The organism is Devosia sp. LjRoot16 (assembly GCF_964252795.1).
GTDB lineage: Bacteria > Pseudomonadota > Alphaproteobacteria > Rhizobiales > Devosiaceae > Devosia_A.
In genome coordinates this window covers 443790-462712 of sequence record NZ_CAXUPH020000002.1, presented here as the reverse complement: position 1 = coordinate 462712, position 18923 = coordinate 443790, and the positions used below count along the sequence as shown (strand labels likewise).

Sequence of the window (18923 nt, the reverse complement as noted above, 5' to 3'; positions counted from 1 at the left end):
AGTGGGGATGGCACGCCTGAGCAAGGAGGATCGTCGCCAGCAACTGCTCGACGTCGCCCTGAGGATCGTTCGAGAGGAGGGTGCCGATGCGCTGACGCTGGTCTCGTTGGCGCTGCGGGCCGATGTCAGCAGGCCGGTGACCTACGAGCATTTCGGCACGCGGCCCGGCCTTCTGCTGGCCCTCTACGAGCGGCTCGAGCGCGCCTATGTCGACGCTTTGCGCGAGGCACTGGCCGCCGCTCCCCGCTCGCTCTCCGCCCTGGCGGCGCTGATGAGCTCGGCGTATTTCGGTTGCCTTGTCGACGCCGGAGTAGAAGGGCCGGCCCTCTCGGCCGCTCTGCAGGGCAGCGAAGAGATGGCCGCGCAGCAGCTGGCGATGCGCGACGAGTATGTCGAGGTGATGCAAGGCGAACTGCAGCCGTTGACGGACCTCCCCGGCGATGAGCTTCGCTTGTGCTGCATCGGGCTGCTCGGCGCCGCCGAGGCGATGGCCCGTGAGCAGCAGGGCGGGCGTGTCGATCTCGACGCGGCCACTCGAGCCTTCACTACGCTGATCGAGCGCGCCGTCGAACGGCCCGTGGGCTGATCACGCCAACGCATCCGGGCAGCCCCATCCGCCTCGGAGGCAAACTAGCCCCCTTGACACCGCCACCCCACCACCCGCATAACTCCGCACCTAACTTGGAGCACGATCCGTGCAGAAGCTTATCGTAGTAGTGGGGCGCATCGAGCACGTGGGGTAAATCCCTGCGAGGGTCGGTGCGCTCGTTCGAAGGTCCCTAACGGGGCCTTTTTTGTTGCCGAATTTCCGCCGGAGACGGCGTAGCGAATAGAAGACCGGCAGAGCCCGGGGGAGTTATGAGAAAATGGCCGAGCAGATGACAGGCGCGGAGATGGTGATCCAGGCCCTGGTCGATAACGGGGTGGAGCACATCTTCGGCTATCCCGGCGGGGCGGCGTTGCCGATCTATGATGCGATGTTCCAGCAGGACAAGGTGCAGCACATCCTCGTCCGCCACGAGCAGGGCGCCACCCACATGGCCGAGGGCTATGCGCGTTCGACCGGCAAGGTCGGCGTCGTGCTGGTGACCTCGGGTCCGGGGGCGACCAACGCGGTCACTGGCCTCACCGACGCGCTGATGGACTCGATCCCGCTGGTCTGCATCACGGCACAGGTGCCGACGACGCTGATCGGCTCGGACGCCTTCCAGGAATGCGACACCGTCGGCATCACCCGCTCGTGCACCAAGCACAATTACCTGGTGAAGAACGTCAACGACCTGCCGCGGGTCATGCACGAGGCGTTCCACATCGCCAATTCGGGCCGCCCCGGTCCGGTGCTGGTTGATATCCCCAAGGACGTGCAGTTCGCCCTCGGCACCTATCTCGGCATCGACGAAATCGGGCCGAGCCGCCACAAGAGCTACCACCCAGCCACGGCGGGCGACAGCAAGGCCATCGAGGCGGCCGTCGATATGATGCTGAAGGCCGAGCGGCCGATCTTCTATACCGGCGGCGGCATCATCAACTCGGGGCCGGAAGCTTCCGAGAAGCTGCGCGAGCTGGCCGAACTGACCGGCTTTCCGGTGACCTCGACGCTGATGGGGCTGGGCGCCTTCCCGGGCTCCAACCCGCAGTGGATGGGGATGCTCGGCATGCACGGCACCTACGAAGCCAACATGGCGATGCATGATTGCGACCTGATGATCAATATCGGGGCGCGGTTCGACGACCGGATCACCGGGCGCATCGATGCGTTCTCGCCGGGCTCGACCCGCATTCACGTCGATATCGACCCGTCCTCGATCGGCAAGAACGTCCGCACCGATCTCGCCATCGTCGGCGATAGCGGGCTGGTTATGGAAGAGATGGTCCGCATCTGGCGCACCAAGACCAACCAGCCGCGCACCGAGGCGATCGCGCCGTGGTGGCAGCAGATCGAGGGCTGGCGCGCTAAGCACTCGCTGGGCTTCAAGAACTCGACCACCACGATCAAGCCGCAGCACGCCATCCAGCGCCTCTACGAGGCGACCAAAGGACGGGATGTCTACATCACCACCGAAGTCGGCCAGCACCAGATGTGGGCGGCGCAGCATTTCCCGTTCGAAATGCCGAACCGCTGGATGACCTCGGGTGGCCTCGGCACCATGGGCTACGGCCTGCCGGCAGCCGTCGGCGTGCAGGTGGCGCACCCGGATGCGCTGGTCATCGACATCGCCGGTGAGGCGAGCGTGCAGATGACCATGCAGGAGATGTCGACCGCGGTGCAGTATGGGTTGCCGATCAAGGTGTTCATCCTCAACAATGAGCGGATGGGCATGGTCCGGCAGTGGCAGGACCTGCTGCATGGCGGGCGCTATGCGCACTCCTACAGCGAGAGCCTGCCCGATTTCGTCAAGCTGGCCGAAGCCTATGGCGGCAAGGGCATCCGCTGTTCCGATCCGGCGCTGCTCGATGCGGCCATCCAGGAGATGCTCGATTACGACGGCCCGGTGCTGTTCGACTGCCTGGTCGAAAAGCACGAGAACTGCCTGCCGATGATCCCGTCGGGCAAGCCGCACAACGAGATGATCCTGCCCGATTTCGAGGACGATATCGGCGCGGTGATCGACGAAAAAGGCCGGCAGCTGGTTTGAGGAGTTAGAACCATGAACGCACATTTGCAGCCGAGCGGTTCGGCATACTTCCTCGCCGCAGAAACCCAGGTTCCTGAGCGGCACACGCTGAGCGTGCTGGTCGATAACGAACCGGGCATTCTCGCCCGGATCGTCGGGCTGTTCGCCGCCCGCGGCTATAATATCGACAGTCTCACGGTCTCAGAGACTGAGCACGAGAAGGGTCTAAGCCGTATCACCGTGGTGACGGTTGCGACGCCCAAGGTGCTGACCCAGATCAAGCTGCAGCTCGAGCGGCTGATCCCGGTGCACCGGGTGCATGACCTCACCAGCGAGGGGAAATCCTTGGAGCGCGAGCTGGCGCTGATCAAGGTCGGCGGCTCGGGCGAGCCGCGCGCCGAGGCGCTGCGCCTCGCCGATGCGTTCCGCGCCCAGATTGTCGATGCCACCACCGAGAGCTTCGTCTTCGAAGTGACCGGCAAGCCATCGAAGATCGACAGCTTTATCGCACTGATGGTGCCGCTGGGGCTGATCGAAGTGGTGCGCACCGGGCTCGCCGCGATCTCGCGTGGGCCGGAAGGCATGTGACGTCCGTCGCAAGGGCAGGGCAATCAATGTGATGAGCCTCCGGCCCTGAAGTAGTGGCCTTCTCCCCTTGTGGGAGAAGGTGGCCGAAGGCCGGATGAGGGGTTTCTCTCCGCGCACTCTGTCGCTCGTCGCTTCGCTCCGATCGCGCAACCTTCGGTTGCGATACCCCTCATCCGCCCTTCGGGCACCTTCTCCCACAAGGGGAGAAGGCCACCGCTTCACGGCCGGTGGCTGTTTCTGGCCCCCGCCGCGCGACCGCCCCCGCTCAGTCGAGCGGGATCAGTTCGGCCATGCTGCCGATGTCGTGACCGCCCCGGCCGGTGGCCACCGCCTTTTGCAACAGCCGCTGCATCGGCTCGATCAGGTCGGTCGAGAGTTTTCGCGCCCGGCTGGCATCGATCAGGTTGACATAGGCGGCGTCCTGCATGGCGAGGTTGGAGGCGACGTTGCGGCCGTAATCGGCGGCATCGATCTGTCGTGCCATCTCCGGCAGGCTCGCTTGCATCGCCGTGAGCCAGGCTTGCGCCATCTCGACGAAGTCGGCTGCCGCAATCCCGTCGGCCCGGAGCAGCGCAGTGCCCTGCAGGTAGCCGCCGAACATGCCGTACATCGCGGTGAGCAGCGCCAGGTCGTAGAGCGCGGCGTGGCCGGGATCGCCACCGAGGTAGCGGCTGGAGCCGAAGCTCGCCAGAACGTCATGCGCTGTCGCCCGGGCGGTCGCTGAGCCGCTGGTGAGGATCAGCGTCTCCGGCCGGCCGATCATCGGCGGAATGGCCATGATGCCGCCGTCGAGGTAGTCGACGCCTTCCGCTTCGGCCCAGGCCGCCAGCCCGCGCGCCTGCTCCGGCGTACCGTTGGTGAGGTTGAGAATGGTCTTGCCGCGGAGCGTCGCGCCGGCGGCGTCGAGCACGGCGCGCACCGAGGGATAGTCGAGCAGGCAGATGACCATGAGGTCGGCCGCGGCGATGGCGCTGCTGCTGTCTGCCGCGGCGGTGGCTCCCTGCGCCACCAGGGGCTCGGCACGTGCCGGCGTGCGGTTCCACACCGTGACATCGAGGTTCGCGGCGAGGGCGGTGCGGGCGAGCGCACTGCCCATCGCGCCGAGGCCGAGGAAGGTGATCTTTCGGGTCATCTGCTGCTCCGTTGCTTGGTGCCGCAGAAGGTAGGTCTGGCTTTCTTTCCCGCAAGAACCTACAATAAAGTCAGGTACTTACCAAAAAGTCAGTAGGAGCTGAGAGATGCAGCAGGTTCCCTATGTCTGCGGGCTGGCCCCGGCGATCGATGTGATCAGCGGCAAGTGGAAAGCCCTGCTGCTCTGGGCCATCGCCGAAAAACCCTGCCGCTTCGGCGAGCTGAAGCGCGCCGTTCCCGGCATCACCGAGAAGATGCTGATCCAGCATCTGCGCGAACTCGAGGCCGACGGCATCGTGCACCGCGAGGTGTTCCACGAGATTCCACCCAAGGTGGTGTATTCGGCGACCGAACTGGGCGCTTCGCTCAACAAGGCGCTGGAGCCGCTGGGCGCCTGGGGGGATGCGCATATCACCGAGATCAGCGCGAGGCGGCAGCGCAAGGCATCGGCGATTTCGCATGGGACGGAAAGCATGTAGAAGGTCTGGGCCGGGAGCGATCCCGGCTTTTCTTCGAGGGGAAGTCACCAGTGTCGTTCGCATCGCACCCGTTCCGCGGGCCCTTGTTCATGGTCATCGCGACCTGTTCGTATGTGATCAACGACACGCTGATGAAACTCGCCACCGAGGGGCTGCCACCCTACCAGGTGCTGATGCTGCGCGGGTGCGCCGGCCTCATCTGGGGGCTGCCGCTGATGCTGGCGCTGGGCTACGGCCGGCAGCTGCCGCTGGTGTTCGAGCGGCGGGTCTTGGCGCGTAACCTCGCCGAGACCGTGGCGATCCTCTGCTACGTCGTGGCGCTCGCCAACATGCCGATCGCCGATGCCTCGGCGCTGGGGCAGATCACCCCGCTGCTGGTGCTGCTCGGCGCCTCCATCCTGTTCCGCGAACGGATCGGCGGAGTGCGGATGGCGCTGATCGGTATCGGCTTCATCGGCGCCATCATGGTGGCGCAGCCGACCATGCAGGGGATCTCGATCTATGCCGTGCTGGCGCTGGCCAATGCGGTGCTCTGTGCGGTGCGCGATCTCGCCGGGCGGCGGATCGCAGCCGAGGTGCCGGGGATGATCGTCGCCATGTCGGCAATAATCGTGGTGCTGCTCGGGGCAGGGGCGATGCACCTCTTGACCGAGCAATGGGTGGTGCCTCAGACGCACCACCTGCTGTTGCTTGCCGGCGCCGGGCTGTTCCTGATCTTCGGCCACTTTTTCATCTTCATGGCCTACCGCGTCGGGCCGACCGGCGTCGTCGCGCCGTTCTACTACTTCTTCACCTTCTGGGCGGTGCTGTCGGGCCTCGTAGTGTTCGGTCAGTTCCCGAACCTCCTCGCCATCAGCGGCATCGTGCTGGTGGTGGCCGCCGGCCTCATCATCGTGGTGCTCGATGAGCGCAAACGCCGGCTGGTGCCGGTGGCGTGATGCCGGCCCGCGCCGCGCGAGGCCATCTCCGCCGCTGATCGGGCTCATCAAAACGTTCGATTGGCCCGGTGGCATCCGATGGGGTAAGCCTCCGCCCAGTTCTGCCAAGGTCCCGCGATGACTCATCTCAGCGTCAATCTCAATGCCGTCGCCATGCTGCGCAACCGGCGCTCCGTGCCCTGGCCGAGCGTTACCGGTATTGCCCGCATCGCGCTCGATGCCGGTGCCGACGGCATCACCGTGCATCCGCGGCCCGACGAGCGGCACATCCGGCGCACCGACGTGTTCGAGCTGGTGACCCTGCTGCGCCAGGATTATCCGGGCCGCGAGTTCAACATCGAAGGCTACCCGACCGAGGATTTCCTCACCCTGGTCGAGCGCGCCGCGCCGGACCAGGTGACGTTCGTGCCCGACGATCCCCTGCAATCGACCTCGGATCACGGCTGGAACATCGAGGCCAATCGCGCCGTGCTGACGCCAGCGATCGAGCGGATGAAGAAGGCCGGCATCCGGGTGTCGCTGTTCATCAACGCCGACCCCGCGGCGCCGGCGGCGGCGGCCAATGTCGGGGCGGATCGGGTCGAGCTCTATACCGGCCCGTACGGCGGGTCGCTGAAGCCTGAGGTGCAAGCGGTACATCTCGACGCGCTGCGCGAGACCGCGGATGCGGCGCGCGCCGCCGGGCACAATGCACGGCCGGGGCAGGGTGGGTTGCTGGTCAATGCCGGGCACGACCTCAACCTCGTCAACCTGCCGCCGCTGAAGCACGCGATCCCCGACCTCGCCGAGGTCTCGATCGGCCATGCGATCACTGCGGACGCGCTGATCTATGGCATGGCCGAGACGGTGCGGCACTACAAGATCGCCTGCGCCTGATGGCCACAGCATGTCGCCCGAAAGTGGGTGCCGGTTTCGTGACAGAGACATGCGTAAAAACAAAAGCTAAGGCGCAGAGAGCGAATCTGAAAGATCGCGACGCGCTTTAGGGCCGGCCGCGGAAAGTGAAGGTGTGGTCCTCGCAGAGGCGGGCCCGGTAGGAGTATTCCTTGCCGGCGGTCGACAGCAGTTTCAGATCGACCACGCATTTGTCGACGCCGTCCTCGAGCATGAACTGCATCTTGCCCTTTGGTTCGATGGTTTTGCCGCGCAGCCGCTCGGCGCCCCAGTCGGTGCCCATGATCTCGATATAGAGTTTGTCGATGGTCACCGTCGAAGCGTTCTTCACCCAGAGCCGCAGCGGCGGCCCGGCCGCTGCAGTGGTCGCGAACAATGTCATGGCGAGCACGGCCGTGGCGACTAGCTTCATCTCAAATCCCCCAAAACAATGGGCGGACACTGATCTGGCTACGTGCAAGGCGCAACCGCGACAACCAGGCGTGGTGAACGCCGCAGCCCAACTGGGCGCTTTCGCGCATATATTAACGGGCAACCTGCGGTCGGCCGTCAAATCCGACTTAACTACCGCCATTGCCGCTTATTTCGCTTCAACGGTGGATGGACCAAGTTGGAGCCTTTCACGGATTGGGCGGGTTGCCATATGGCTTTGAGAGCAGTTGCATACGAGCAGGCGATGAGCGACCCGATCAACGAAGCCCTGGTGCTCTACACCGGTTTCGGCAACTCGCCGTTCCCGCGGGCCAAGACCCCGCATCTGGTGCAACGCTTCGGTGAAGCCGAAGGCACTGAGTTGAAGCAGCGTATCCTCGGCCTGCTCGAGGAGCTGCAGCAGCCCGTCGACGGGCTGGAGAAGCGCTCGAAGAAAAGTCTCACCGAGCGCGCCATCGAACAGCTGCAGCCCAAGCACCCCGAGCTGGATGAGTCCGGGCTCAAGGCGCTGGCCTGGACCTATTCGTTCGGCCTGCGCTGACACGCTTCCGTTATCGGTTGTTCGATAATCGCGAACGCTGCATTTCGCGCCCGGTGCGAATGGGCAGCGTTGGCCGACGCACGCCCGACCCCGGGTCGCGAAACCGCCGGAACTGCTTCACTCACAACGCTGTAACCCCACGAACAGGGATGTAACCGGGGCTGGATTGTGTGCCTTCGCTTCATCGAGGTGCCTGCTTGTGCGGCACCACCTTGGGCACTTATTTGCCGCTAGTCACATTTTGATACTGGAGTGCAGCAAATGTCCAAACCCAAGATTGCCGTGATCATCAGCTCGATCCGCCCGACCCGCTTCGGCGACAAGCCGGCCAGCTGGATTGCCGGCCACGTCGCCGCCCGCGGTGATGTCGATGTCGAGATCGTCGACCTGAAGGATTACCCGCTTCCGCTGTTCGATGCGGCCGCGTCCGACTTCTGGATGCCGACCCCGAACGAGATCGCCGCCAAGTGGCAGGCCAAGCTCAATGAGTTCGACGGCTACATCGTCGTCACCGCCGAGTATAACCGCTCGATCACCGGTGCGCTGAAGAACGCTATCGACTGGGCCTATAAGCCCTTCATGAAGAAGGCCGTGGCCTTCGTCGGCTACGGTTCGGTGGGCGGCGCCCGTGCCATCGAGCACCTGCGCAACATCATGGTTGAGCTGCAGGCCGTCCCGGTCCGTCACGCCGTCCACATCGGTGGCTCGGACTTCATCCCCATCATGATGGGCCAGAAGAGCTGGGACGACACCAAGGCCAATTTCGACTTCTTCGTGCCCGAGATGCTCGACAACCTGATCTGGTGGACCAACGCTACCCGCAATGCCCGCCAGGCTGACGCGGCTGCCGCGGCCAAGGCCGCCTAAGCTCTACGGCTGCGTGGGCGTTCATCGTTTCGATGAACGCCTCCAGCTCACTAACCTGAGCGGGAAGCGCGTCAGTCTTCCGGGGTTCTCCTCCTTTCGCACCCCGGTCGGGGGCGGTGCTTCCCATGGCGCCGCCCCCTTTTCCGTTGTGGTGCCCCCGCAAATCCGCATAACTGTCCATCAGCAAATGCGAGCCTCGGCGGAATTTGACCGTTGAGTGCGCCGGTGGTCGGGTGTAGACAGCCGCCCACCCGATAACAGGGTGAGCGAAGGGCATATGACCCAGACCACTTCGTCCGGCGTGACGGCCGGCGCCACGGCGACCGAACAAACCGGCCACGCCACAGGCAAGCTACCCCTTATCATTCTCGGCGCCCTGGGCGTCGTCTTCGGCGATATCGGCACCAGCCCCCTCTATGCCTTCCGCGACACACTGCACGCGGCCGGTGGCTCTCCGAATGAGCCCGAGGTGCTCGGGCTGCTGTCGCTGATCGTCTGGTCGCTGACCATGGTGGTCACGGTCAAGTACGTGATCTTCGTGCTGCGCGCCGACAACAAGGGCGAAGGCGGCACCCTGTCGCTGATGACCCTCGCCAGCAACGCCTTCGCCAAGCGGCCGGCCTGGATCCTCGGGCTCGGCATCGTCGGCGGTGCGCTGTTCCTCGGTGATGCGATCATTACGCCGGCCATCTCGGTGCTCTCGGCAGTCGAAGGCCTCGAAGTGGTGGAGCCGCGGCTTACCCCCTGGGTGGTGCCGATGACGGTGGTGATCATCATCGGGCTGTTCATGGTGCAGCGTTTCGGCACGGCGCGGGTATCGACGGTGTTCGGGCCGGTGATGGCCATTTGGTTCATTGTCCTTGGCGGCACCGGTCTGCTGCATATCGCCGATGCGCCGCAGGTGCTGATGGCGCTGAACCCGGCGCATGGCATCACCTTCCTCTACACCCATGCCGGCATCTCGATCGTGGTGCTGGGCGCGGTGTTCCTGTCGGTGACGGGCGCCGAGGCGCTCTATGTCGACCTCGGGCATTTCGGCCGCCGGCCGATTATCCTCGCCTGGCTGCTGCTGGTGTTCCCGGCCCTGCTGCTCAACTATTTCGGGCAGGGCGCCTTCGTCCTCAGCCACCCGCACGAGGTGGTCAACCCGTTCTTCGAAATGCAGGCCGACTGGGCCCGCTTGCCGATGGTGGGCCTGGCAACGCTCGCCACCGTCATCGCCAGCCAGTCGGTCATCACCGGCGCCTATTCGCTGGTTCGCCAGGCGATGCACTTGAACCTCCTGCCGCGCCTCGAAGTGCGCCACACCTCCGAGGAGGTGGCCGGGCAGATCTTCATGCCACAGGTCAACTTCCTGCTCTTGATCTGCGTCGTGCTGCTGGTCGTCGGCTTCCGCTCGTCGACGGCGCTGGCGGCCGCCTACGGCATCGCGGTGACCGGCGAGATGCTGGTGACGGCCGTGCTGCTGTTCATCGTCATGTGGCGGCTGTGGAAGTGGAGCCTCATCGTCGCGGTGGTGGTGATCGCCCCGCTGCTGGTGATCGACACCAGTTTCTTCATCGCCAACGCCGCAAAATTCTCGCAGGGCGGCTGGGTGCCGGCCGTGGTCGCGACGCTGATCGCCTCGATGATGACGATCTGGATCTGGGGCCGCCGCCGGCTGGCCGAAAAGACCCGGCGTGACGAGGTGCCGCTCGAGTTCCTGGTCGAAAACCTCGCCAAGAAGAAGCCGACCATCGTCCCCGGCACAGCGGTGTTCCTCACCTCCGACATCGAGGGCGCGCCGACGGCGCTGCTGCACAGCCTCAAGCACTATAAAGTGTTGCACGAGCACAACGTCATCCTGACCGTGGTCACCTCGGATCGGCCGCGTGTCGCCGACGAGGAGAAGATCAGGATCGATGCCTATAACGACCTGTTCTACCGCGTGGTGGTGACCTTCGGTTACATCGAGACGCCGAACATCCCCAAAGCACTGGCGCTGGCTCGCAAGCTCGGCTGGAAGTTCGACATCATGTCGACGTCCTTCTTCCTGTCGCGCCGCTCGTTGAAGCCGTCGCTGAAGGGTGGCGCGCCGCTCTTCCTCGACCGGATCTTCATCGGTCTCGCCCGTAACGCCACCGACGCAACGGAATACTTCCATATTCCTACCGGCCGTGTGGTTGAAATCGGCACGCAGGTGGTGATCTAGTCCGTCCTCGGGTACCCTGGGGACGCGAGACTGCTGAAATCACTTGATATTGCGATCGCGGGCGCTGGCCCGGGCGGACTGGCTGCGGCGCTGCTGCTGAGCCGCGCCGGCCATCGCGTCCGGCTGTTCGAGCGCTTCGAGACGCCACGCCCGCTCGGTTCGGGCTTGATGCTGCAGCCCACCGGCCTCGCCGTGCTGGCGGCACTTGGCCTTTATCCCGAGATCGCCGCGCTCGGCTCGCGAGTCGAGCGGCTGATCGGCACCGACGCGCAGAGTGGCCGGGTGGTGCTCGACGTGAGCTATCGCCCCCTCGGCCCCGATGTGCACGCCATCGCCGTCCACCGCGCGGCGCTGTTCAATGTGCTGCATGACGCCGTGGTGGCCGAGCGTCTGCCGATCCGCACCGGCTTCGCCATCGAGGCGCTGGAGCGCGCCGGTGGCAAGCAGTGGCTGCGCGCCCCGCAGGGGCGTGAAGGGCCGTTCGATCTGGTGGTCGACGCGCTGGGTTCGGCCTCGCCACTGAAGCGTGAGGCGAAGCTGCCGAGCACCTCGCGGCCGCTGAGCTTCGGCGCCATCTGGGGCACGGTGCCCTGGGTCGATCAAGGGTTCCGCCGCGATGCGCTGATGCAGCGCTATCGCAAGGCCAGTGTGATGATCGGCGTGCTGCCGGTCGGCCGCCAGCGCCGCGACGGACCGGAGCTCGCGGCGTTTTTCTGGAGCCTCAAGCCCGAAACCTTCGAGGCGCTGCAGGCCGCCGGCATCGATGGCTGGCGCGACGAAGTGCTGGGGCACTGGCCGGAAACGGCGCCGCATCTCGAGGCGATCCGCGGCTTCGACGAGATGACGCTGGCGCGCTATGCCCACCATACGCTCGCGGTTCCGGCCGGCGACGGCATCGTCTTCATCGGCGACAGCGCCCACGCCACCAGCCCGCAGCTCGGGCAGGGGGCCAATATGGCGCTGCTCGATGCCGCGGCGCTGGCCGGAGCGCTTGCCGGGGCCGCCTCGGTCGGTGAGGCCCTGAGTGAGTATGTGCGGTTGCGGCGTTGGCACGTGCGGCTCTACCAATTGCTGTCGCTTACGCTCACCCCGTTCTACCAATCCGATGGCGTGCTGCTGCCGCTGGCGCGCGACGTGCTGGTGTCGGCGGTAGCCAGGCTGCCGCCGCTGCCCTGGCTGCTCGCCACCATGGTGTCGGGGCAGTTGCTCAACCCGCTCAAGGCGTTGCAACTGGAAACGGAATCGTTACGCGAGGTTGCTGCATGAGCCGCCCGCATATCCTCATCGTCGGAGGCGCCGGCGTGTTCGGCTCGCGCCTGGCGCGCCTCTTGGCGCGCCGCAAGGGCTTTCGCGTCAGCCTCGGTGGGCGCACCGAACGCCGGGCAGTGGCGCTGCAGCGCGAGTTGCGGACAATCGACGAGCAGGGCGAATACGGCTTCGTCTTGATCGATCGCGACCGCATCGGCGTCGAACGGCTGAAAGAGATCGACTGCGACGTCGTCGTCGATTGCTCCGGCCCGTTCCAGCTCAGCGGCACCCAGCTGATCGAGGCGGCGATCGGCGCGCGCTGCCATTATGTCGACATCGCCGACTCGAGGGCGTTCGTTGCCGGCATCGCCAGGTTCGACAGTGCGGCCCGCGCCGTCGCCATCTCGGTGATCTCGGGCGCCAGCTCGACGCCTGGGCTGACCCACGCCGTGCTTGACCAGGTCACCAGCGCCTGGCTGGCCGTCGACAGCGTGGATGTTGCAATCGTCCCCGGCAACAGGACGCCCAAGGGCCGCTCGGTCATCGAGGGTATCCTGAGCTGGGTTGGTCAGCCGGTCCGGGTGTTCCGCGAGGCCGGCTGGGAGCGGGGCCGCGGCTGGAGCGGCGGCCGCTCGGTCACCATCGAAGGGCTGCCTCCCCGCCGCGCCATGTTGGCCGACGTTCCCGATCTCGACCTGCTGCCCGCGCGTTTTGCGCCACGCGTCCGGGCTGGGTTCGATGCCGGAATGGAGCTGCCGGTGCTCAACTGGCTGATCGGCGTCGCCGCGGTGCCGGTGCGCTGGGGGCTGGTCAAATCGGCGGGCGTATTCGCCGGCCTCGGAACGCAGATCGCACTTTGGCTCGATCGTTTCGGCACCGCCGATGGCGGCATGCTGGTCGAGGCGGCCGGGCAGGATGCTCGCGGCGACCCACGCGTGGTGCGCTGGTGGCTGCGGGCCGCCAATGGCGACGGCCCCTATGTGCCGGTGCTGCCGACGGCGGCGATCATCGAGCAGCTGACCTTTGGCGGCCGGCTGCGCGGTGGCGCCCGCTCGGCCGCCGGCGTCGTCAGCCTCGAGCAGATCAAGCCCTGGCTCGAAGGCCTCGCCATCGAGACCAAGCAGGTGGCGTTCCGGGGCGAGAAGCCGCTCTACCGGCGGGTGATGGGCGAGGGGTTCGACCGCTTGCCCGAGGTGACGCGGCGGCTGCATCGCGGCCGGCCGGCGGTGATCGCCGAAGGCGAGGCAGTGGTGGCCCCAGCCACCAACCCGGTCGCCCGCTTCCTCGCCAAACGCCTCGGCCTGCCGCTCGACGAGGGCCGGCTGCCGGTGCGGGTGGTGATCGAGAGCCGCGAGGGCAGGGAGCATTGGACGCGCTTCTTCGCCGACCGGCCGATGCGCTCGGTGATGAGCGCGGCACCCGACGGGCTGATCGAGGAGCGCTTCGGTGCCGTCGCCATCCGCATGCGTTTGGTGCCGCGCGGCGACGGGCTCGACATGCAGCGCGTCTCTGGCCGGATCTGGAACGTGCCGCTCCCCGGCCTGCTGCTGCCCCGCATCACCGCCGAGGAGCGGGTCGACGAGGGCGGCCGCCACCGCTTCGAGGTCGAAATCGGCCTGCCCCTGTTCGGAAGGTTGGTGGCGTACCGGGGGTATCTGGTGCTTTAGGGATCACGGACCGTTCCTCAGCGTCCCCTCTCCCCTGAGGGGAGAGGGCTAGTGCAGCTAGGACCGTCAGGTCCGTAGCGGAACTAGGGTGAGGGGTTCAGCTTCTCAGCGAGCGCTCGCTGCACCGCTTCACCCCTCAACCGGCCTTCGGCCACCTTCTCCCCTGAGGGGAGAAGGGACAGGTGGCCAGTTCCCCCGCTAGATACTCGCCACACTATGCAGCGCCGCATAAACTCCATCCCGCGCCACCAGCGCCTCATGCGTTCCCTCTTCAGCCACGCCATCGCGGGTGAGCACCAGGATGCGGTCGGCATGGCGCACGGTGGAGAGCCGGTGCGCGATGACGATGGTGGTCCGTCCCTTGGCGAGGGTCAGCAGCGCCTGCTGCACCGCCCGCTCGCTCTCGTTGTCGAGCGCGCTCGTCGCCTCGTCGAAGATCAGGATCGCCGGGTCCTTGAGGAAGGCGCGGGCGATGGTGAGGCGCTGCTTCTGGCCGCCCGAGAGCTTGACGCCGCGCTGCCCGACATCGGTGTCGTAGCCGTTGGGCAAAGCCATGATGAACTCATGCGCATTGGCGGCCCGAGCGGCGGCCTCGACCTCGGCGTCGGTGGCGTCGGGCCTGCCATAGCGCAGGTTCTCGGCCACCGAGCCGGCGAACAGGTAGACATCCTGCTGCACCACCGCGACATGCCGGCGGAGCGAGGCCAGTTGCACATCGCGGATGTCGCGCCCATCGATCCGGATGGCGCCCGCATCGACATCGTAGAAGCGCGGGATCAGCGCACAGAGCGTGCTCTTGCCCACTCCAGACGGGCCGACCAGCGCTACGAACTCACCCGGCGCGATGTCGAGCGACAGCCTGCTGAGCACCTGCGGCCCGCTCGACTCGTAGCGGAAGGTCACGTCGTCGAAGCGGATCGCCCCGCGCGGCACCGGCATCGGCGCCGCACCGGGCCGGTCGGTGATATCGGGCTCGACCTCGAGGATCTCCATGGCGCGCACGAACCCGGTATAGCCCTCCTGCAGCAGGCGGGCGAAGTTGGCGAGCCGCTTGATCGGATCGACCAGCACCGCGACGCAGAGCAGGAAGGTCAGCATCTCGGCGACCGTCAGCTCACCCGAGAGGATACGCAGCGCCCCGACCACCACCACCATGATGGTGACGAGCTGGGCAAAGCTCTCGGTGCCGACCGAGAACCAGGCCTCCGAGCGATAACCGTCGGCGCGGCTCACCACGAAGCGGCGGTTCTGCTCGGCGAAGCGATCAGTCTCCAGCCCCTCGTTGGTGAAGGACTGCACCACCCGGATGCCGGCCAGCGCATCCTCGACCCGCTCGTTCACCGCCGCGATCTGCTGCTTGCTGCGTTCCAGCGCCCGGTTCATCCGCCGGTTGAAATGCAGCGCATAAGCCACAGCAAACGGCGTGAGGGCGAGAATCAGGGCGGCCAGCACCGGATCGATGAAGAACAGCACCAGCATGGCGCCGCCGAACTTGAACACCGCAATGGCGAGGTCTTCCGGGCCGTGATGGAACAGTTCGCCCAGCCACAGCGTGTCATTGCTGATCCGGCTCATCAGTTGGCCGGTGCGCTGCCGGTCGTAAAAACCGAAGGAGAGCTTCTGGCAGTGCTCGAACAGCTCCTGGCGCACCGCCGCTTCGATGCGGGCGCCCATGACGTGGCCCTGGTAGTCGACGAAGAACGTCGCCGCCACCTCGACCGCGAGAATGGCGAGCATCACGGCGCCCATGATGAGGATCTGCCAGAACGCCTCGGGCGCTTCGGGCAGGGCGAGCAGGCGCGTCGTCACAAAATTGGCGCTGAGCGGCAGCGCGATGGCGGTGCCGGCCACGAGAATGGCGCAGCAAAGATCGGCCACGAGCAGCGGCAGGTGCGGCCGATAGTAGGAGACGAACTTTCGCGCTCGCGAACGATTGCGCTGCCGGGCAGCAGGGTCGGTCGAGTTGACGAAGAGGCTGCGAAAGCGGTTAGGGCGCTGCGGGTTTTTCCTCGCGCGCGGGGAGTGAGAAGGCATGAAGCGGGGTGTCCTTGCTGAAATAGGCTCCTTTCTGGTGGGACAGCGTCGCTTTCATTCTGAACTCCCTGGGGGCAGCGGTTTGGGAGGCGGACCATAGGCCTAGCCTGCGCGCCGGGCAACCGGGGGACCTGTGATCGGCAGGCTGGGTGTGGCCGGTCGGCTACACTCGAGTAGATCGTCTCATGATCGGTTGCACCAGGTGGTCCAAATACTCGGTGTCATCCCAGCGAAAGCTGGGACCCCACGGCGAGGGCTCCGCCCTCGTCCGGTACACCACCTGCGCTGGAGGCGAGTTGGGTCCCAGCTTTCGCTGGGATGACAGCCGGTGGGGGAGGCGGGACGGTGGGCCATCTCGGCTGCGAGTGCTTCAACTCGTCAGCCCAGCTTCTACAGCGCCAGGGCGGCGTCGCGCTTGCCGTAGGCGCGCAAGAATGTCCGCACGCCGTTGCGGGCGGCCTGTTCGAGCTCGGCGTCGCTGACCGTCTCGCCCGGCTCGTTCGGCAGGTCGGCGCGGATCAGCGCCATGAACTGCCGGGCCGCCAGGTCCGGGTCATCGAGCTCGATATCGCCGTCGTGCGCCAGGCGGGCGAAGCGGGCCGAGATGGCCGGCCAGTTCTTGCCCGGGCCATAGTCCTTCCAGGTCTCGAACAGCTCGGGGTAGCGGCTGCCTTCGTTCTCGATCAGCTTGCGCAGCGCCCGCGAACCCTCGTCGCAAAGGCAATTGCGCGTCAGCCGGATGGCGAACTCCACCAGTTCGCGGCCGATATCCTGCGGCGCATCGGGGAAGGTGGCGAGCGTCTCGACCAGCCGCGCGCTGCCTTGCTCGTTGATGCCACGCACCACTTCGACGAACAGCCGCTCCTTGTCGCCGATCTGGTTGTAGATCGTCTGCCGCGAGACGTTCGCCTCTTCGGCGATCGCGTCGATGCTGGCGCCGACATAGCCATCGCGCACGAACACCGCCGTGGCGGCGCTGATGATGGCGCATCGCTTGTTGTAGTTCCCCCGCTGCATGGCAGGGCTGCGAACGAGGTCGTGGCTGATCTCCATACGAGGGATGATAATAGCACTTGACGAATTGGACAAGAGTGTCCAAAAGTCACTTTGACACTAGTGTCCAATTTTGTGGACTCAGGTGTCATTCAAGCGGCAGCTGAACCGGGTACACCGGCGAGGGAGGCAAACGACGCGCGGGGGTGATCCGCGCGCGGCCGAACTCTGTCCGACGCTCGTTGCCGGATCGCCTGCTCGCTCTCAGTCACACAAGCAGTGTTGGGATTTACTGCTATGAACGCAAAACTCATCCGTATGGCCATCGTGCTTGGCCTGTTGTCGGTGATCGGCCCCGTCGCCATCGACATGTATCTGCCGGCCTTGCCGGAAATCGGCGGGCAACTGGGCGTCACCGACGCGTCGGTGCAGCTCAGCCTGATGTCCTTCATGGCCGCTTTCGCTGTGGGACAGCTGATCTATGGTCCGATCAGCGACATGATCGGCCGCAAGCCGCCGCTCTATATCGGCACGCTGGTCTTCATCGCCGGTTCCATCGGCTGCGCCGTGGCGCCTTCGGTCGAGTGGCTGATCGTTTCGCGGTTCATCCAGGGCATCGGTGGTTGCGCGGCAATGTCGCTGCCGCGCGCCATCGTGCGTGACGAGTATACCGGCGCCGAGGCCGCACAGCTGTTCAGCCTCATCATGCTGGTGTTCTCGATCTCGCCGATTCTTGCGCCGCTGGCGGGCAGTGTGGTCATCGCCTTCGGCGACTGGCGGCTGCTGTTCTGGGTGATGGGTGCGGTCGGCGTGTTCGGCCTGATCCTGTCGATCGTCGCGCTCAAGGAAACGCGTCCCAAGCACCAGCGCACCGAATCGACCATCGGCAGCGCCATTCGCGGCTACGGCATGCTGCTGAAGGACTGGAACTTCCTCGGGCTGACCTTCATCGGCGCCTTCGGCATGTCGGCCTTCATGGCCTTCATCGGCAATTCGAGCTTCGTGTTCATCGAGCACTACGGGCTGACGCCGACCGAATACAGCCTCGCCTTCTCGGTCAACGCGGTCTCGTTCTTCGCGGTGTCGCAGTCGACCGGCTTCATGGTGAAGCGCTTCGGCCTGCAGCGGGTGGTGCGCACGGCGGTAACCGGCTTTGCGCTGTCGATGGCGCTGCTGGCCGGCATCTTCGTCGCCGGCATCGACAGCATGTGGGTGCTTTCGGGCCTGATGTTCATCGCCTTCGGCTTCCTCGGCCTGGTGCTGCCGACCACTGGCGTCCTGGCGATGGAAGAGCATGGCGAGTTTGCTGGCACCGCATCGGCCCTGATGGGCACGCTGCAGATGGTGCTCGGCGCCGTGGTGATGGGGATTGTCGGAGCCTTCCACGATGGCACCGCCATCCCGATGGTGGTCGGCTTCGCCATCTGCGCCATCCTCGCCTTCATCCTGACCCAGCTGACCATCCGCACCACGGTCACCCCGGTCGTCGGCGCACCGGCGGAATAACAGCTATCCCATGCAGGGAAGCGGGCGCGGGAGGAAACTTCCGCGCCTTTTCTTTTTGGGGGACCACTGACAGGTCGGTGGCTGCCCACCCCCACCCTAGCTTCGCTACGGCTTCGCCTAGCTGCGCTACCCTCCCCACAAGGGGGAGGGAGGAGCAAGAGCCGCAATCTCAGTATGCGTCTCCCTCCCCCTTGTGGGGAGGGATCGAGGGTGGGGGTGGCCACACGCTCTGACGTGTCGAGCAATCAGCTCTTCGGCATATCCGGGCAGACATACGGCACAGTCGCCGTCACATACTTCTCCTCGACCGCGTCGCTGCCGAGCTTGAGGCTCAGCACCAGTTCGGCGTCGGTCAGGGAGACGATGTCGGCATTGATGTCCATGCCGTCCTCGTTCCACTTGAGCGCGGTATCCGAGGTGAGCTCCCAGGCGGAGAGCCGGTGGGTTTCCCAGCAGGAATCCTGCACCAGCGTGCCATCGGAGAGGAAGATCTTCATTACGCCGGGCAGGTCGCCATCGGCCTTGGTCCACACCCGATCGACGAGACCGGCTTTGCTGGTCTTGGCATCGCTGGCGGATTCGGTGGGGGTATCCTCGGCGAAAGCCGGAAGGCAGCTGGTGGAGCCGACGCCCCACATGGCGAGCAAGGCGAAGAGGGCGGCTTTGCTGGTCATTCGGCGTCATTCTCCCGTGGTGATCCGAAGATGGGTGCGGCGCTGTCGGCATGCAAGGAGGCACGGCGATTGCGACGGAAGTCGGATCATTAGCGTGGGAAAATGAACGGCCGGTGAGCGTGGGG

At 65.7% G+C, this 18923-nt stretch carries 17 protein-coding genes; 12 read left to right on the top strand and 5 right to left on the bottom strand.

The window, feature by feature from the left end:
* The first annotated feature begins 7 nt into the window (after window positions 1–7).
* From ACSQ23_RS12680 to ilvN, 3 genes are all read left to right on the top strand, one after another.
* Complete coding sequence (locus ACSQ23_RS12680; protein WP_436090840.1) at window positions 8–586, top strand: TetR/AcrR family transcriptional regulator; 579 nt, start codon at window positions 8–10, stop codon at window positions 584–586.
* Window positions 587–866: 280 nt separating this feature from the next.
* Window positions 867–2636, top strand: coding sequence for an acetolactate synthase 3 large subunit (locus tag ACSQ23_RS12675; RefSeq protein WP_436090839.1), 1770 nt, complete (start codon window positions 867–869; stop codon window positions 2634–2636).
* A 12-nt stretch (window positions 2637–2648) separates the two neighbouring features.
* The gene (gene ilvN / locus ACSQ23_RS12670) at window positions 2649–3203 is read left to right on the top strand and encodes an acetolactate synthase small subunit (protein WP_055878448.1); all 555 of its coding nucleotides are present in this window, start codon (window positions 2649–2651) and stop codon (window positions 3201–3203) included.
* A 265-nt stretch (window positions 3204–3468) separates the two neighbouring features.
* Here ilvN and ACSQ23_RS12665 read toward each other — a convergent pair whose 3' ends face one another.
* Entirely contained in the window at window positions 3469–4335 is an 867-nt protein-coding gene (locus ACSQ23_RS12665; protein WP_436090838.1) for an NAD(P)-dependent oxidoreductase, read from the bottom strand.
* Between the two features lie 106 nt (window positions 4336–4441).
* Between ACSQ23_RS12665 and ACSQ23_RS12660 the strand changes: the two genes are divergently transcribed.
* The 3 genes from ACSQ23_RS12660 to ACSQ23_RS12650 all read left to right on the top strand — a co-directional run bounded on the left by ACSQ23_RS12660 (window position 4442) and on the right by ACSQ23_RS12650 (window position 6627).
* Complete coding sequence (locus ACSQ23_RS12660) at window positions 4442–4813, top strand: winged helix-turn-helix transcriptional regulator (RefSeq protein WP_436090837.1); 372 nt, start codon at window positions 4442–4444, stop codon at window positions 4811–4813.
* A gap of 50 nt (window positions 4814–4863) precedes the next feature.
* On the top strand, window positions 4864–5751 hold the full coding sequence (locus ACSQ23_RS12655; protein WP_436090836.1) for a DMT family transporter: 888 nt from the start codon (window positions 4864–4866) through the stop codon (window positions 5749–5751).
* A gap of 117 nt (window positions 5752–5868) precedes the next feature.
* Window positions 5869–6627 (top strand): pyridoxine 5'-phosphate synthase, encoded by a 759-nt coding sequence (locus ACSQ23_RS12650; RefSeq protein WP_436090835.1) that lies wholly within the window; start codon window positions 5869–5871, stop codon window positions 6625–6627.
* Between the two features lie 106 nt (window positions 6628–6733).
* Here ACSQ23_RS12650 and ACSQ23_RS12645 read toward each other — a convergent pair whose 3' ends face one another.
* The gene (locus ACSQ23_RS12645) at window positions 6734–7057 is read right to left on the bottom strand and encodes a hypothetical protein (protein WP_436090834.1); all 324 of its coding nucleotides are present in this window, start codon (window positions 7055–7057) and stop codon (window positions 6734–6736) included.
* 264 nt (window positions 7058–7321) lie between these two features.
* On the opposite strand from ACSQ23_RS12645, the gene ACSQ23_RS12640 reads away from it, so the two are divergent.
* The 5 genes from ACSQ23_RS12640 to ACSQ23_RS12620 all read left to right on the top strand — a co-directional run bounded on the left by ACSQ23_RS12640 (window position 7322) and on the right by ACSQ23_RS12620 (window position 13591).
* Window positions 7322–7618 carry a hypothetical protein gene (locus ACSQ23_RS12640; RefSeq protein ID WP_055878440.1) on the top strand — a complete coding sequence of 99 codons (297 nt, stop codon included), beginning with the start codon at window positions 7322–7324 and terminating at the stop codon, window positions 7616–7618.
* A 261-nt stretch (window positions 7619–7879) separates the two neighbouring features.
* Window positions 7880–8485, top strand: a complete 606-nt coding sequence (locus tag ACSQ23_RS12635; RefSeq protein WP_436090833.1) for an NADPH-dependent FMN reductase — start codon at window positions 7880–7882, stop codon at window positions 8483–8485.
* A 277-nt stretch (window positions 8486–8762) separates the two neighbouring features.
* Window positions 8763–10676 (top strand): potassium transporter Kup, encoded by a 1914-nt coding sequence (locus ACSQ23_RS12630; protein WP_436090832.1) that lies wholly within the window; start codon window positions 8763–8765, stop codon window positions 10674–10676.
* Window positions 10677–10706: 30 nt separating this feature from the next.
* A complete protein-coding gene (locus ACSQ23_RS12625; RefSeq protein WP_436091038.1) occupies window positions 10707–11942 on the top strand; it encodes an FAD-dependent oxidoreductase in 1236 nt (411 codons plus the stop codon).
* On the top strand, window positions 11939–13591 hold the full coding sequence (locus tag ACSQ23_RS12620) for a DUF4166 domain-containing protein (protein ID WP_436090831.1): 1653 nt from the start codon (window positions 11939–11941) through the stop codon (window positions 13589–13591). The genes ACSQ23_RS12625 and ACSQ23_RS12620 overlap by 4 nt, the downstream gene beginning before the upstream one ends.
* Before the next feature lie 198 nt (window positions 13592–13789).
* Here the strand turns inward: ACSQ23_RS12620 and ACSQ23_RS12615 are convergent, their stop codons facing one another.
* Complete coding sequence (locus tag ACSQ23_RS12615) at window positions 13790–15625, bottom strand: ABC transporter ATP-binding protein (protein WP_436090830.1); 1836 nt, start codon at window positions 15623–15625, stop codon at window positions 13790–13792.
* Window positions 15626–16015: 390 nt separating this feature from the next.
* Window positions 16016–16642 carry a TetR/AcrR family transcriptional regulator gene (locus tag ACSQ23_RS12610; RefSeq protein WP_436090829.1) on the bottom strand — a complete coding sequence of 209 codons (627 nt, stop codon included), beginning with the start codon at window positions 16640–16642 and terminating at the stop codon, window positions 16016–16018.
* Between the two features lie 273 nt (window positions 16643–16915).
* On the opposite strand from ACSQ23_RS12610, the gene ACSQ23_RS12605 reads away from it, so the two are divergent.
* Window positions 16916–18124 (top strand): multidrug effflux MFS transporter, encoded by a 1209-nt coding sequence (locus tag ACSQ23_RS12605; RefSeq protein WP_436090828.1) that lies wholly within the window; start codon window positions 16916–16918, stop codon window positions 18122–18124.
* 245 nt (window positions 18125–18369) lie between these two features.
* Here ACSQ23_RS12605 and ACSQ23_RS12600 read toward each other — a convergent pair whose 3' ends face one another.
* Window positions 18370–18798 (bottom strand): hypothetical protein, encoded by a 429-nt coding sequence (locus tag ACSQ23_RS12600; protein WP_055995773.1) that lies wholly within the window; start codon window positions 18796–18798, stop codon window positions 18370–18372.
* Window positions 18799–18923: the final 125 nt, after the last annotated feature.

What these genes read in the sequence shown, in the direction of transcription:
- ACSQ23_RS12680 (WP_436090840.1), top strand. Translation starts at nt 8, where the DNA reads ATGGCACGCCTGAGCAAGGAGGATCGTCGCCAGCAACTGCTCGACGTC.
- ACSQ23_RS12675 (WP_436090839.1), top strand. Translation starts at nt 867, where the DNA reads ATGGCCGAGCAGATGACAGGCGCGGAGATGGTGATCCAGGCCCTGGTC.
- ilvN (WP_055878448.1), top strand. Translation starts at nt 2,649, where the DNA reads ATGAACGCACATTTGCAGCCGAGCGGTTCGGCATACTTCCTCGCCGCA.
- ACSQ23_RS12665 (WP_436090838.1), bottom strand. Translation starts at nt 4,335, where the DNA reads ATGACCCGAAAGATCACCTTCCTCGGCCTCGGCGCGATGGGCAGTGCG.
- ACSQ23_RS12660 (WP_436090837.1), top strand. Translation starts at nt 4,442, where the DNA reads ATGCAGCAGGTTCCCTATGTCTGCGGGCTGGCCCCGGCGATCGATGTG.
- ACSQ23_RS12650 (WP_436090835.1), top strand. Translation starts at nt 5,869, where the DNA reads ATGACTCATCTCAGCGTCAATCTCAATGCCGTCGCCATGCTGCGCAAC.
- ACSQ23_RS12645 (WP_436090834.1), bottom strand. Translation starts at nt 7,057, where the DNA reads ATGAAGCTAGTCGCCACGGCCGTGCTCGCCATGACATTGTTCGCGACC.
- ACSQ23_RS12640 (WP_055878440.1), top strand. Translation starts at nt 7,322, where the DNA reads ATGAGCGACCCGATCAACGAAGCCCTGGTGCTCTACACCGGTTTCGGC.
- ACSQ23_RS12635 (WP_436090833.1), top strand. Translation starts at nt 7,880, where the DNA reads ATGTCCAAACCCAAGATTGCCGTGATCATCAGCTCGATCCGCCCGACC.
- ACSQ23_RS12630 (WP_436090832.1), top strand. Translation starts at nt 8,763, where the DNA reads ATGACCCAGACCACTTCGTCCGGCGTGACGGCCGGCGCCACGGCGACC.
- ACSQ23_RS12620 (WP_436090831.1), top strand. Translation starts at nt 11,939, where the DNA reads ATGAGCCGCCCGCATATCCTCATCGTCGGAGGCGCCGGCGTGTTCGGC.
- ACSQ23_RS12615 (WP_436090830.1), bottom strand. Translation starts at nt 15,625, where the DNA reads ATGCCTTCTCACTCCCCGCGCGCGAGGAAAAACCCGCAGCGCCCTAAC.
- ACSQ23_RS12610 (WP_436090829.1), bottom strand. Translation starts at nt 16,642, where the DNA reads ATGCAGCGGGGGAACTACAACAAGCGATGCGCCATCATCAGCGCCGCC.
- ACSQ23_RS12605 (WP_436090828.1), top strand. Translation starts at nt 16,916, where the DNA reads ATGAACGCAAAACTCATCCGTATGGCCATCGTGCTTGGCCTGTTGTCG.
- ACSQ23_RS12600 (WP_055995773.1), bottom strand. Translation starts at nt 18,798, where the DNA reads ATGACCAGCAAAGCCGCCCTCTTCGCCTTGCTCGCCATGTGGGGCGTC.